The following is a 12,021-nucleotide window of genomic DNA, read 5'->3' on the forward strand; positions in this document are numbered from 1 at the left end:
CGGCTCCCGCCCAGCGGAAGCACCCCGGCCCGGGACGACAGCGGGCCGCGCCCGGGGATCCCGGACGCGGCCCGCTGCTCGATGCCCTGCGGTGATCAGGCCTCGACGGTGACGTGCTCGTTGGGCACGCAGTGCGTCATCTGGTGACCGGTGACGTCGCGCGGGCCGTTCTTGCCGAGGTTGGCGGCGCGCTGCAGCTCCTCCTCGGAGAGGGTCTGCGTCTGCAGCGGCTCCAGGCCGCGGACGTCGTCGGCGCTGATGCCCAGGCCGTCGCCGACCCGCTGGCCCCACTCGTCGTCGCACATGAAGAAGTGCCAGACCATCCGCTCCTGGATCTCGCGGCGGCACTGCGAGAGGGCGTCGACCAGGTTCTTCACCAGGTCGTCCTTCTCCCACTGCTCCGAGAGCTGGTAGCGCTCCCCGGCCTGCGCGTAGTCGTTCGTGCGCGGGATCCGCTTGCGGGTGAGCCGGCCGGTGATGACCGGGCCCTGCTCGTCGTGCGTCGGGTACTGCGCCTCCCGCAGGCCGCCGAGGATCGACGGCTCGTAGTTCACGTGCGGGTTGGTGCCCTCGGCCCGGTCCACGCCGTAGGCCATCTGGCCGTCGCGCTGGTTGGTGGCCACCCGCGCCTTCGGCGCGTTCACCGGCAGCTGCAGGTAGTTCGGGCCCACCCGGTAGCGCTGGGTGTCGGAGTAGGAGAACGTGCGGCCGACGAGCATCTTGTCGTCGGAGAAGTCCAGGCCGTCGACCAGCACACCGGTGCCGAACGCGATCTGCTCGTTCTCGGTGAAGTTGTCCACCGGCATCCGGTCGAGCGTCATCGTCCCGACCTTGCGGACCGGGAACAGCTCCTCGGGCCAGACCTTGGTGTCGTCGAGCGGGTCGAAGTCCAGCTCCGGGTGCTCGTCGTCGCTCATGACCTGGACGTAGAGGTCCCACGACGGGAAGTCGCCGGCGGCGATGGCGTCGTGCAGGTCCTTGGTGTGGGTGCCGAGGCTCTTGGCCTGCGCGGCCGAGGCGTCCGCGGCGGTCCAGGACTTCACGCCCTGCTTCGGGTACCAGTGGTACTTGACCAGGACGGTCTCACCCTGGTCGTTGACCCACTTGTAGGTGTTCACGCCGAAGCCCTGCATGTGCCGGTAGCTGGCCGGCGTGCCCCTCGGGCTGAAGACCAGCGAGATCATGTGCATGGCCTCGGGGGTCTGGCTGAAGAAGTCGAACGCCCGCTCGGCGACGCTCGCCTCGAAGGTGACCGGGTCCGGCTTCTGCGAGTGGATGAAGTCGGGGAACTTGATGGCGTCCCGGATGAAGAAGACGCCGAGGTTGTTGCCGACGAGGTCCCAGTTGCCCTCCTCGGTGTAGAACTTCACGGCGAACCCGCGCGGGTCACGCGCGGACTCCGAGGAGTCGCGGCCACCGGCCACGGTGGAGAACCGCAGCGCGACGTCGGTGCGCTTGCCCTTCTCCTGGAACAGCTTGGCGCGGGTGTACCGGCTGATCGGCTCGTCGCCGACGGTGCCGTCGGCCTCGAAGTAGCCGAACGCGGTGATGCCGCGCGCGTGGACGACGCGCTCGGGGATCCGCTCCCGGTCGAAGTGGCTGATCTTCTCGAGGAACTGGTAGTTCTCCAGCGTCGCCGGGCCGCGCGCGCCCACCGTCCGCTGGTTCTGGTTGTCGTAGACCGGGTGGCCCTGACGGTTGGTCAGGACCGGGCGGTCGGCCTCGCTCGGGGCCGGGCCCTGCGATGCGACGTCGGTCATGCTCCTGCCTCTCCTCGGGTGTGGTGCTGTCCGGCCGCGGAACGGACTCGGACGGACGGGCCGGGGACGGCGGCCGGGTGGCCGGCGCCCTGGCAGACGGGGCACAGGCCCCAGAACACGACCTCGGCCTCGTCGACGACGAAGCCGGCCGTGTCCGACGGGACCAGGCACGGCGCCGCGCCCACGGTGCAGTCGACGTCGGCGACCGCACCGCACGAGCGGCAGACCAGGTGGTGGTGGTTGTCCCCGACGCGGACCTCGTACAGCGCGGGCGCGCCGGCGGGCTCGACCCGGCGGGCCAGCCCGACGGCGACCAGCGCCTTGAGGACGCCGTACACCGCCTGTGGCGAGAGCGTGGGGTGTGCCTGGCGGGCCACCGTGACCAGCGTGTCCGCGTCGGCGTGCGGATGGGCGGCGAGGGCGTCGAGGACCGCGAGCCGGGGTCGGGTGACCCGCAGCCCGGCGTCGCGCAGCCGCGGCGCCCACGTCGTCTCCATCGGGTCCCACCCAACCCGCTTTTCTTTAGTCAGTCAAATCAACACGACGTGTCGGGTGGAGCTCCCGCCGGTCCACCGGTACCCGGGTGGCCGGGAACACACGCCTCAGGCGAAGACGATGGTGCGGTCGCCCTCGACGACGACGCGCTCCTCCACGTGCCAGGTGACCGCCTGCGCGAGCACCTGGCGCTCGACGTACCGGCCGATGCGGCGCATGTCCTCGACGGTGGCGCGGTGGTCCACGCGCGCCACCTCCTGCTCGATGATCGGGCCGGCGTCGAGCTCCGGGGTGACGTAGTGCGCCGTCGCGCCGATCAGCTTCACGCCGCGGTCGTGCGCCGCCTGGTAGGGGTTCGCCCCGACGAAGGCCGGCAGGAAGCTGTGGTGGATGTTGATCAGCCGCTCGGGGAAGCGGCCGCAGAAGTCGGCCGAGACGATCTGCATGTAGCGGGCGAGCACCACCAGGTCGACGTCGCCGACCAGCTCCAGCGCCCGCGCCTCGGCCTCGACCTTGGTCGCCGGCGTCACCGGCACGTGGTGGAAGGGCACCCCGGCCGCCGCGGCCACCGGCTCGAGGTCGGGGTGGTTGGAGACGACGGCGGTGATGTCGGCGCGCAGGTCACCGGCGCGGACCCGGTAGAGCAGCTCCTGCAGCACGTGGTCGGTCTTCGACACGAACACCGCCAGCCGCGGCCGGCGCGCGGCCTCGGACAGCCGCCAGGTCAGCTGCCACTGTGCGGCGAGCAGCTCCAGCGCCCCCTCGAGCTGCCTCCGGCGCGCGGCCAGCCCGGGCAGCACGAACTCCAGCCGCAGGGTGAACACCCCGCCGGTCGGGTCCGAGGAGTGCTGCTGGGACTCGGTGATGTTCGCGCCGACGTCGGCCAGCAGCCGGGACAGCACCGCGACGATGCCCGGGCGGTCGGGACAGCGGACCACCAGCCGCCCGACGTCGGCGGTGGCGGGGTCGTGCGCGATCGGGGCGGCGGACACGCCCGGCATGGTGGCAGGGACGGCCGTTTCCGCCGCTCACCGGGGTCAGACGGCGGGCAGCCGGGCGCGGGTGCGGGCGGCGACGTCGAACAGGTCGCCGTACTCCTCCACCCGGGCGAGCACCTCCTCGGTGCGGAAGCGCAGCTCGGCGGGGTCGGCGCCGTCCCGGACGGCGTCCACCTCGTCCCACCCGATCGGCGTGGACACCGGGGCGTCGGGGCGGGCGCGCAGCGAGTACGGCGCGACCGTCGTCTTGGCCGGGTTGTTCTGGCTCCAGTCGACGAGCACCTTGCCCGGCCGCAGCACCTTCTCCATCCGCCAGACGACGCGGTCGGGCGTCTCGGCGGTGAGCTCCTGCGCGAGCGCCTTGGCGTAGCGGCTGGGGTGCTCGCGGTCGGTCACCCGGATCGGCGCGTAGACCTGCATGCCCTTGGACCCCGACGTCTTGACCACCGGGTCCAGGCCGTCGGCGACGAGCTTGACGCGCAGCCGCTCGGCCAGGTCGCAGCACTCGGCGATGCCGGCCTGCGGGCCCGGGTCGAGGTCGAGCACGAGCAGGTCCGGCAGCGCCGGCTGCAGCCTGCTGCCCACCTGCCACTGCGGCACGTGCAGCTCCAGCGCGGCGAGGTTGGCCGCCCAGGCGAGGTCGGCGACGGTCTCCAGGACGACCATCTCCAGCACCTCGCGGTCCTTCGAGCTGCCCGGGCTCGGGACGGTCACCTTGCGCACCCAGTCCGGGGCGTGCCGGGCGCTGTTCTTCTCGAAGAACGCCTGCCCCTCGACGCCGTCGGGCCAGCGGGTGAAGGTGACCGGCCGGCCGGACAGGTGCGGCAGCAGCACCGGGGCGATCCGCACGTAGTAGTCGATGACCGCGGCCTTGGTGAACGAGACCTCGGGGAAGAGCACCTTGTCGAGGTTGGACACCGACAGCTGCCGGCCCTCCACCCGCACCCGCTGGCGGTCCATCAGGCTCCCCTCAGGGGGACCACTCCACGACGACGTCGTCCACGTCGAGGTCCTCGCGCAGCCCCCGCCACGCAGGGTGGCGCATCCGGCCGTCCGCGGTCCACGCGGCGAAGGCCACCTCGCCGACCAGCACCGGCTCCGCCCAGCGCGCGTCGCGGGCCACGTCGCGCGGGACGGCACCGGCGAAGGGCGCGCTGCGGCGCGGGGTGAGCAGCCCGCCGAGCTCGCGCAGCACCGCGTCGGTGAAGCCGGTGCCGACGTGCCCGGCGTAGACCAGGCGGCCGTCGTCGTCGTGCACGCCGACCAGCAGCGACCCCACTCCCCCGGCCCGCCGCCCCCTGCCCGGCCGCCACCCGCCGACGACGACGCTCTGCATCCGGACGTGCTTGACCTTGCGCCACTCCGGCGAGCGCGCGCCCGGCCGGTACGGCGAGTCCAGCCGCTTGGCGACCACGCCCTCCAGCCCGTTGTCCCGGCTGGCCGCGTGCACGTCGGCGCCGCCGCCGCGGAACCAGGGCGTCGCCGCCCAGCGGTGCCCCTGCGGGGCCAGCGCGTCCAGGCGCTCGCGCCGCTGCGCGTAGGGCAGGTCGAGCAGGCTGCGGCCACGGTCGGCCAGCAGGTCGAAGACCAGGAAGGTGACCGGCGCCGCGGCCGCGAGCCGGGCGACCTCCGGACCGCCGGTGCGGTGCATGCGGTTCTGCAGCAGGCCGAAGTCCGGCCGGCCCAGCCGGTCGAGGGCCACCACCTCGCCGTCCAGGACGGCGTCGACGCCGCCCAGGGCACCCGGTAGGCGGCTGAGTTCGGGATAACGGTCGGTCAGGAGAGTGCCGCTGCGCGCCCACAGGTCCACCCGGCCGTCGCGGACCGCCGCGAGCGCCCGCACGCCGTCCCACTTGAACTCGTAGCCCCACGCAGCGTCGTCGGCGGGCAGCTCGCCGGCGACGGCGAGCATCGGGGCCGGCACCGGCGGCCCGGGCAGGGCGGGACGGACCATCCGGGCGGGTCAGGCGCTGCGGCGGGAGGTGCGCTTGGCCGGCTCCTTCTTGGCCGCCGTGACCTTGCGCGCGCGGGTGGTGCGCGCCGGCGCCTCCTCGGCCGCCCTCTCCGCCGGCGCCTTCTTCGCCGCGGCCTTCTTGGCGGGCCTGCGGGCCGGCGCCGCCTCCGCGGGCTCCTCGTCGTCGGCGGCACCGCCGCGGGCGCGCTCGACGCTGCGCCGCAGGGCGCTCATCAGGTCGACGACGGCCGCGCCCGGGTCGGCGGTCTCGGGCACCGGCTGCACGTCGCCGCCGCTCTGCTTGGCCTCGAGCAGCGCGGTCATGGCCTCGCGGTAGTCGTCGGTGAACTCGGCGGGGTCGAAGTCGCCGCTCATCGAGGTGATCAGCGCCTCGGCCATCTGCAGCTCCTGCGGCCGGACGGAGACGTCCTCGTCGAGGAAGCCGAAGTCGGGACGGCGGATCTCGTCGGGCCAGCGCATGGTGTGCAGCACCAGGACGCCGTCGCGGACCCGCATGGCGGCCAGCGACTCCCGCTGCCGCAGCGCGATCTTGGTGATCGCGACCCGGCCGGTGTTCTCCAGCGCGTCGCGCAGCAGCACGTAGGGGCGGGTGGCCGGGCCGTCGGGCTCCAGGTAGTAGGTCTTCTCGAACTGGATCGGGTCGATCTCCGCCTGGTCGACGAACTGCAGGACCTCGATCTCCCGCCGGGTGGCCAGCGGCAGCTCGGCGAGGTCGTCGTCGGTCAGGACCACCAGCTGGCCGTCGGGCAGCTCGTAGCCCTTGGCGATGTCGCCGTACTCGACCTCCTCGCCGTCGATCGAGCAGATCCGCTTGTACTTGACCCGCCCGCCGTCGGCGGCGTGCACCTGGTGGAAGCGGACGTCCCTGTCCTCGGTCGCGGTGTAGAGCTTCACCCCGATGCTGACCAGGCCGAACGAGACCGCGCCGCGCCAGATCGAGCGCATGTCACTCCCCTTCCCGGGCTCCGCGACCGTCGGGCGGCGCGGCCCGCAGGATAGGTGCGGGCCGGCGCCCCGGCAGTGCGGTCGCTGGTGATCTCCTCCGCCCGGGGGAAGCGGGCGCTCCTCTCGCTCCTGTCGTGCTCAGTCCTGTTCTGCGTGCCGGCCGGACGTGTCGTCCTGATCGCCATCGTCCTCCGGGCCGCCGCCGGTGACACTGCTCTGCAGCGCGTCGTAGGCGAACTGGAGGACGTCGGAGCCGGCCACCATCGTCATGGTCAGCGCGGCCAGCCGGGTGGCCCGCGGCGCGGCGACGTAGGAGAAGACGAACGCGGTGCCCACCCACTGCGCCAGGCAGAACGGGCAGGTGACCAGCTCGCCGACGGCGTGCTTCCAGCCGTGCTCGACCCGCAGGTCCTCGGCGAGCTCCGCCTCGCCCGACGCGCCCTGGAACCGGGCGAACGGCGCGCGCAGCGGGCTGGTGACCGGGTCCTTCGCGATCCGCCGGGCCAGCCGGAACGTGCCGATGGTGAGCAGCACGGCGTCGCCGAGCGGGATCCGGCTGGGCAGCTCCCGGCCGGAGGCGCGGACCACCGCCGCGCCGGCGGTCACCGCGGCGCTGTACACGCTCATCGCGCCGAGGAACCCGCCGAGGGGCCGGCCCTCGTCGCCGGCGTAGCCGCGCGCCTGCTCGTTCGCCCAGCGGCGCACCGGTTGCCCGATGCGCGCCACCTCGTCGGGGATCGCCATGCGGCTCCCGCTACCCCTGCGGCCGGTGCGCCATGCCGCCCGGCCCGGCCGGTCGCGTCACGTCCCGCCGCCGCATGGCTTCCCGGGAGGCGGGTAGGCGGGAGGGCAGTCCGCCGCCGGGGGCACCGTCCGGCGGCCCGAGAGAGAGGAACGCCCGATGACCCAGCCGGAGCCGAACGACAGCGGGGCGGTCCACTCCGCGCAGAACGACGCCGAGTTCCCCGACGACGAGCGCGGCCTGACCGGCGTGCGCGAGGGCGGCGCGCCGGGCTCCCAGGGCCAGACCGCCCGCGACGTGTTCCCCGAGGACCAGGGTGTGCCGGACGTCTCGCAGGACGACTTCCCCACGATGCAGCGCTCCGAGGACCCGCAGTTCGCCCCCGAGCCGGGTGACCGGGAGGACGAGCCGGTCGGCTTCGGGACGACGGCGCGCGAGCAGCAGGAGGGCGAGTCGCTGACCGCCCGCCTGGAGGAGGAGATCCCCGACGACGACCCCGGCGTGCGCCCCGCCGAGGACCCGTCGCGGGCGTTCGCGCAGCTGGACCAGGACCAGGACACCGACGCGCTCAGCGACTCGGGCACCAACCGCACCGGCGACGACGTCGAGGCGTTCGCCGACGCACCGGTGGCCGGGGAGGGCCCGGAGGAGTCCGCGGTGCACGTCGTCGAGAACACCTGACACCACGCCACCGGACACCACTCTCCAGAGCCGTTCCGTCACCGGCCCGGGTGAGCGCCGCCACGCGCTCGCCCGGGCTGGTTGGCGTGCGGCGACCGGGTTGTCTACGTTGTAAATGCGGTTGAGCAGGCAGCCGCGCACACCGGCCGGCCGACCGCCTCCGGCGTGTCCACTGCAACGCCGGTCCGCCCGGGGGCGACGACACCTCCGCGGCGTACGGCGGTAGATTGACCGGTGGCCGCACCACTCGGCGTGGCCACTGAGAGGAGCTGTGTCCGTGACCGCATCCGACCTGCCCGCCGGGGGGCAGCACGACGTGTCCACCGAGGGCACGGAGGCACCCTTCGACGACGTGATCACGCTCTCGACCTCCACCGGTGAGGACGGCGCGGTCACGGTGACGGTCGTCGGCGAGGTCGACACCTTCACCGCCCCGGTGCTGCGCTCCTCGCTGGACACCCAGCTCGAGCAGCAGCCCCGCGAGCTGGTCATCGACCTGTCGGGGGTCCAGTTCCTGGGCTCCGCCGGTCTGGCCGTGCTGGTCGAGACCCAGAAGTCGGCGAAGTCCCGGGACGTCGAGCTGCGCCTGGTCGCCACCACCCGGGCGGTCACCCGCCCGCTGGAGGTCACCGGCCTGATCGACCTGTTCACCATCGTGGACAGCAGCGCCCGCTGACCCTCCGCACCACCCGCGACGAGGCCCCGCTCCGGCGGGGCCTCGTCGGCTCTCCGGGGCCGGTCGGGCGGGCCGGCTAGGCGGACAGCAGCCGGCACACCGCCTGCTCGAGCACCTTCTTCTCCTCCCGGTCGTCTTCGGCCCGCGCCGCGTCGGGGAGCGCGTCGGCGATGGTCTCGCCGTTCTCGTACCGGTCCACCACCCGCGGGTCGACGTAGCTGGCCTTGCACACCGCCGGGGTGTTGCCGAGGTGCTCGGACACCAGCGTGTAGGCCTCCCGGATGGTCCGGTTGCGGGCCGTCTTGCTCTTCGGTGACGGCTGCTCGGCGAGCGCGCGGGCCATGATCACCGTCGCGTTCCACGTCCGGAAGTCCTTGGCGGTGATCTCCGCCCCGCTGACCTCCTTGAGGAAGGCGTTGATCTCGTCGCTGGTCACGTCACGCCAGGTGCCGTCGTCGAGCCGGTAGGCCAGCAGATCCTCGCCGGCGTCGTCGGGCCGCTCGAGCAGCGCCCGGACGACGGTCGCCGTCGGCCGGTCGGTGATCTCGACCTCGCGCTCGATGCTGCCCTTGGCGGTGTACCGGAACCAGGTGCGCTCGCCCTTGACCGTGACGTGCTCCCGGCGCAGCGTGGCCAGGCCGTAGGTGCCGTTCTCCTCGGCGTACTCCTCGCTGCCGATCCGGAAGGTGCCCAGGTCGAGCAGGCGCAGCGCGCAGGCCAGCACCCGCTCCCGGTTGGGCCCGCGGGTGCGCAGCGCCTCCGCCACCCGGTCGCGGACCTCGGGCAGCTCGTGCGCGATCGCGAGGACCCGCTCGTGCTTCTCCGCGTCCCGCTTCGCCCGCCAGGCGTCGTGGTAGCGGTACTGCCGCCGTCCCGCGGCGTCGAGCCCGGTGGCCTGGATGTGCCCGTTGGGCCACGGGCAGATCCACACGTCCTTCCAGGCCGGCGGGATCGCGATCGACCGGATCCGGTCCAGCCGCTCCGGGTCCCGGATCAGCTGGCCGTGCTCATCGCGGTAGGAGAAGCCGCGACCGGCCCGGCGGCGGGTCCACCCGCGTCCGTGCACGTCGCTGCGCCGGAGTCTCACGCGCTGTGGATGCGCACCACGCCGGTCCCGTAAACGGACCGTCCCCGGCCGGGCTCAGCGCAGCTCGACCAGCCGCTGCAGTCCGCTCACCTCGAGGATGTGCCGGGTGACGCCGCCGTCGGGCGCGTGCACCACCAGCCGCCACCCCTCGGCCTCGGCGATCGCGGCGACGGCGAGCACCACCCGCACCGCCGCGCTGCTGAACAGCGTGACCGCGGTGAGGTCCAGCTCCACCCGGACGGTGCCGCCGTGGCTGGCCTCGAGCAGCCGGATGCGCAGCTGCTCGGCGCTGACCAGGTCGACGTCGCCGGCGGCGCGCACCACCGGGTCGGCGCCCTCCCGGTCGACGACGACGGTCGCGCCGCTGCCGCCCACCGGGTGCTCGGGCTGCTCGTCCGGCGTCTGCCGCAGCCGCGTGCGCAGGGTGACCGTGGTGCCGTGCTCGCCGCGCACGACCATCCCGTCGACCAGCTGGCGCATGATCAGCAGCCCGCGACCGCGGTCGCCGGGGTCGCGGTCCGGCGGGCGCCAGGTGCCCTCGTCGTGCACGGTCACGGTGAGCACGCCGTCGACGTCGACCGCCGCGGTGACCTGCATCGGGCCGGGCTCGGTGTCGCGGTAGGCGTGCTCGGCCGCGTTGGCGCAGGCCTCCCCCACCGCGACCATCACGCCCACCCGGTCCTGCTCGCCCATGCCCAGCGCGGTGAGCCACGCGCTCAGCCGCCGGCGCACGGCGGGCAGCGACGCGGGCACCGCCAGCAGGTCCAGCCGCAGCGCCTCCACCGACCGCGCGCGGCGGTGCGCCACGAGCACGGCGACGTCGTCGGGGCGGCCGCCGCCGGTCAGCATCCCGGCGGCGATGGTGGCGGCCAGCCCGGCCGCCGCGTCCCCGTCGAGGGCCTCGGGGTCGGCCAGCGCGGCCCGGGCGACCGCGGTGAGCCGGTCCAGGCCCGCGGCGGGCGGCGGGCCGGCGGCGGCCACCGCGCCGTCGGAGTAGAGGACCAGGGTGGCGCCCCGCTCCAGCCGGGCCGAGGCCACCGGGGTGGCCGCGCCGCGCACCGTGCCCAGCGGCGGCCGCGCGTCGACCGGCAGGCGGGTCGTGCGCCCGTCGGCCTCCACCAGCAGCGGCGGCGGGTGCCCGGCGGCGGCGTAGGTCAGCGCGCCGGTGGCCGCGTCCAGGACGGCGTAGAAGACCGAGGCGCCCTGGACGTCGTCCATCTGGCCGGCGAAGTCGTCGAGGGCGGCGAGCACCGCGGCGGGGGCGGGGTCGCGCAGCGCGCTGGAGCGCATCGCCCCGCGCAGCCGGCTCATCGCGGCGGCGGCCGGCACCCCGGAGCCGACGGCGTCGCCGATGACCAGCGCCAGCCGGCCGTGCCCCAGGGACACGGCGTCGTACCAGTCGCCGCCGGCGGCGCGGTCGGAACTGGCCGGGTGGTAGCTGCCCGACAGCCGCACGTCGGGCAGCAGCGGCAGGGACGGCGGCAGCAGCGAGTGCTGCGCCTGCCCGACGACGTCCGCGGGGGCCGGGCCCTCCTCCTCACCGCCGCTCTCGAGGACCAGGACCGCGCCGGGCTCACCGCCGGCGGCCAGAGGCTGCACGGCCACGGTGACCTCCGGGCCGTCGCCGGCCAGGACGCCGGAGAGGGTGACCGGCCGGCCGGTGCGCAGGACGTCGGCGACGACGTCGGCCACCGGCTGGTCGCCGACGACGGGCAGGTCGTGCGGGGTGGGTCCCAGCGTGCGGGCGCGGGCGTTGGCCCACAGCGTCCGCGGGCCGGGCCCGGCGACGAACCACAGGGCCGACGGCGCGTCCTCCAGCGCGGCCACCAGCGCGGCCGGGCCCTCGTCCTCGGCGGGACGGGGCCCCGGCGGCAGACTGCCCTGGCTGGCGTTCATCCGGGGACCAACAGACCACAGGGGCGGTGCCCCGGCAACCGCGCGCGACCCCGTGGGCACACGGTGTTTGCCGACGCGCCGGGAACGGGTAGTCCGTCCCGCTGGGACACGGCCCGGTCGCCTCCCGCCCCCGCCCCGCGCGCACCGCGGACCCGCGAGCGGGGCAGGATGGGACCGGGCGCCGCGGCCCCGGACACCTGCGGAGCAGACCGGCCGCGGCCGGACGTACTGATGAGGAGCGGACGACGCATGGCGGACTCGAGGGGTGCCCTCGCCCAGGACGGGCGGCGCGCGGAACGGCTGGAGCTGCGCGTGCCGACCACGCCGACCCAGCTGCCCGCGGTGCGGGCGATGGCCGGTGACCTGGCCATCCGCATGGACTACGACCTTGACTCGGTCGAGGACCTGCGGCTGGCGGTGGACGAGGCCTGCGCCACGCTCGCGGCGATCGCACTCGGCGACGCGCCCCTGACGGTCGTCTTCGAGACCACCCGGGCGGGGCTGCACATCGACGCGTGGGTGCCCACCGCCGAGGGGACCGACGTCCCCCGCGACGGCTTCGGCTGGGCGGTGCTGCAGACGCTGGCGGACAACGTCGAGGGCCGCCCGGCCTCCCAGCGGGAGGTGCCGGCCGGTGACGGCGGTGAGGGCGCGGTGGCGGTCATCTCCATGGACAAGTACCTGCCGGGGCAGCGGCCGGCGCAGCTGGTCGGCTCCGCGGGCAGCGACGACTCGGTGGCCCCGTGACGCCGGCGACCGCCGGTCC

12 protein-coding genes are annotated in these 12,021 nt (G+C 74.7%); 3 read left to right on the forward strand and 9 right to left on the reverse strand.

Annotated elements, in window-relative coordinates; translation table 11 throughout:
- Window positions 1-95: 95 nt before the first annotated feature.
- The 7 genes from ACI79B_RS12905 to ACI79B_RS12935 all read right to left on the reverse strand — a co-directional run bounded on the left by ACI79B_RS12905 (window position 96) and on the right by ACI79B_RS12935 (window position 6,917).
- Complete coding sequence (locus ACI79B_RS12905; RefSeq protein ID WP_456927986.1) at window positions 96-1,760, reverse strand: catalase; 1,665 nt, start codon at window positions 1,758-1,760, stop codon at window positions 96-98.
- Window positions 1,757-2,257, reverse strand: coding sequence for a Fur family transcriptional regulator (locus ACI79B_RS12910; protein ID WP_456927987.1), 501 nt, complete (start codon window positions 2,255-2,257; stop codon window positions 1,757-1,759). The genes ACI79B_RS12905 and ACI79B_RS12910 overlap by 4 nt, the downstream gene beginning before the upstream one ends.
- Before the next feature lie 105 nt (window positions 2,258-2,362).
- Complete coding sequence (gene purU / locus ACI79B_RS12915; RefSeq protein WP_456927988.1) at window positions 2,363-3,247, reverse strand: formyltetrahydrofolate deformylase; 885 nt, start codon at window positions 3,245-3,247, stop codon at window positions 2,363-2,365.
- Window positions 3,248-3,292: 45 nt separating this feature from the next.
- Window positions 3,293-4,213, reverse strand: a complete 921-nt coding sequence (gene ligD, locus ACI79B_RS12920; protein ID WP_456927989.1) for a non-homologous end-joining DNA ligase — start codon at window positions 4,211-4,213, stop codon at window positions 3,293-3,295.
- Window positions 4,214-4,223: 10 nt separating this feature from the next.
- The gene (gene ligD, locus ACI79B_RS12925) at window positions 4,224-5,207 is read right to left on the reverse strand and encodes a non-homologous end-joining DNA ligase (protein ID WP_456927990.1); all 984 of its coding nucleotides are present in this window, start codon (window positions 5,205-5,207) and stop codon (window positions 4,224-4,226) included.
- 9 nt (window positions 5,208-5,216) lie between these two features.
- A complete protein-coding gene (gene ku / locus ACI79B_RS12930; RefSeq protein ID WP_456927991.1) occupies window positions 5,217-6,173 on the reverse strand; it encodes a non-homologous end joining protein Ku in 957 nt (318 codons plus the stop codon).
- Window positions 6,174-6,311: 138 nt separating this feature from the next.
- A complete protein-coding gene (locus ACI79B_RS12935; RefSeq protein WP_456927992.1) occupies window positions 6,312-6,917 on the reverse strand; it encodes a DUF1360 domain-containing protein in 606 nt (201 codons plus the stop codon).
- Between the two features lie 157 nt (window positions 6,918-7,074).
- Here ACI79B_RS12935 and ACI79B_RS12940 point away from each other — a divergent pair, with 157 nt between their 5' ends.
- Window positions 7,075-7,596: a hypothetical protein gene (locus tag ACI79B_RS12940; RefSeq protein ID WP_456927994.1), complete on the forward strand. Its 522-nt coding sequence runs from the start codon at window positions 7,075-7,077 to the stop codon at window positions 7,594-7,596.
- 277 nt (window positions 7,597-7,873) lie between these two features.
- Window positions 7,874-8,272: an STAS domain-containing protein gene (locus ACI79B_RS12945; protein WP_110907395.1), complete on the forward strand. Its 399-nt coding sequence runs from the start codon at window positions 7,874-7,876 to the stop codon at window positions 8,270-8,272.
- A 76-nt stretch (window positions 8,273-8,348) separates the two neighbouring features.
- Here the strand turns inward: ACI79B_RS12945 and ACI79B_RS12950 are convergent, their stop codons facing one another.
- A complete protein-coding gene (locus ACI79B_RS12950) occupies window positions 8,349-9,359 on the reverse strand; it encodes a DNA topoisomerase IB (protein ID WP_456927995.1) in 1,011 nt (336 codons plus the stop codon).
- A gap of 54 nt (window positions 9,360-9,413) precedes the next feature.
- Window positions 9,414-11,255: a SpoIIE family protein phosphatase gene (locus ACI79B_RS12955; protein ID WP_456927996.1), complete on the reverse strand. Its 1,842-nt coding sequence runs from the start codon at window positions 11,253-11,255 to the stop codon at window positions 9,414-9,416.
- Window positions 11,256-11,504: 249 nt separating this feature from the next.
- Between ACI79B_RS12955 and ACI79B_RS12960 the strand changes: the two genes are divergently transcribed.
- Entirely contained in the window at window positions 11,505-12,002 is a 498-nt protein-coding gene (locus ACI79B_RS12960) for an ATP-binding protein (RefSeq protein ID WP_456927997.1), read from the forward strand.
- The last annotated feature ends 19 nt before the right edge of the window (window positions 12,003-12,021 follow it).

It is taken from the genome of Geodermatophilus sp. SYSU D00879 (assembly GCF_054050375.1).

Coding starts and splice junctions, on each gene's coding strand:
- ACI79B_RS12935 (WP_456927992.1), bottom strand. CDS start 6,917: ATGGCGATCCCCGACGAGGTGGCGCGCATCGGGCAACCGGTGCGCCGC.
- ligD (WP_456927990.1), bottom strand. CDS start 5,207: ATGGTCCGTCCCGCCCTGCCCGGGCCGCCGGTGCCGGCCCCGATGCTC.
- ACI79B_RS12960 (WP_456927997.1), top strand. CDS start 11,505: ATGGCGGACTCGAGGGGTGCCCTCGCCCAGGACGGGCGGCGCGCGGAA.
- ACI79B_RS12955 (WP_456927996.1), bottom strand. CDS start 11,255: ATGAACGCCAGCCAGGGCAGTCTGCCGCCGGGGCCCCGTCCCGCCGAG.
- ACI79B_RS12905 (WP_456927986.1), bottom strand. CDS start 1,760: ATGACCGACGTCGCATCGCAGGGCCCGGCCCCGAGCGAGGCCGACCGC.
- ACI79B_RS12910 (WP_456927987.1), bottom strand. CDS start 2,257: ATGGAGACGACGTGGGCGCCGCGGCTGCGCGACGCCGGGCTGCGGGTC.
- ligD (WP_456927989.1), bottom strand. CDS start 4,213: ATGGACCGCCAGCGGGTGCGGGTGGAGGGCCGGCAGCTGTCGGTGTCC.
- ku (WP_456927991.1), bottom strand. CDS start 6,173: ATGCGCTCGATCTGGCGCGGCGCGGTCTCGTTCGGCCTGGTCAGCATC.
- ACI79B_RS12940 (WP_456927994.1), top strand. CDS start 7,075: ATGACCCAGCCGGAGCCGAACGACAGCGGGGCGGTCCACTCCGCGCAG.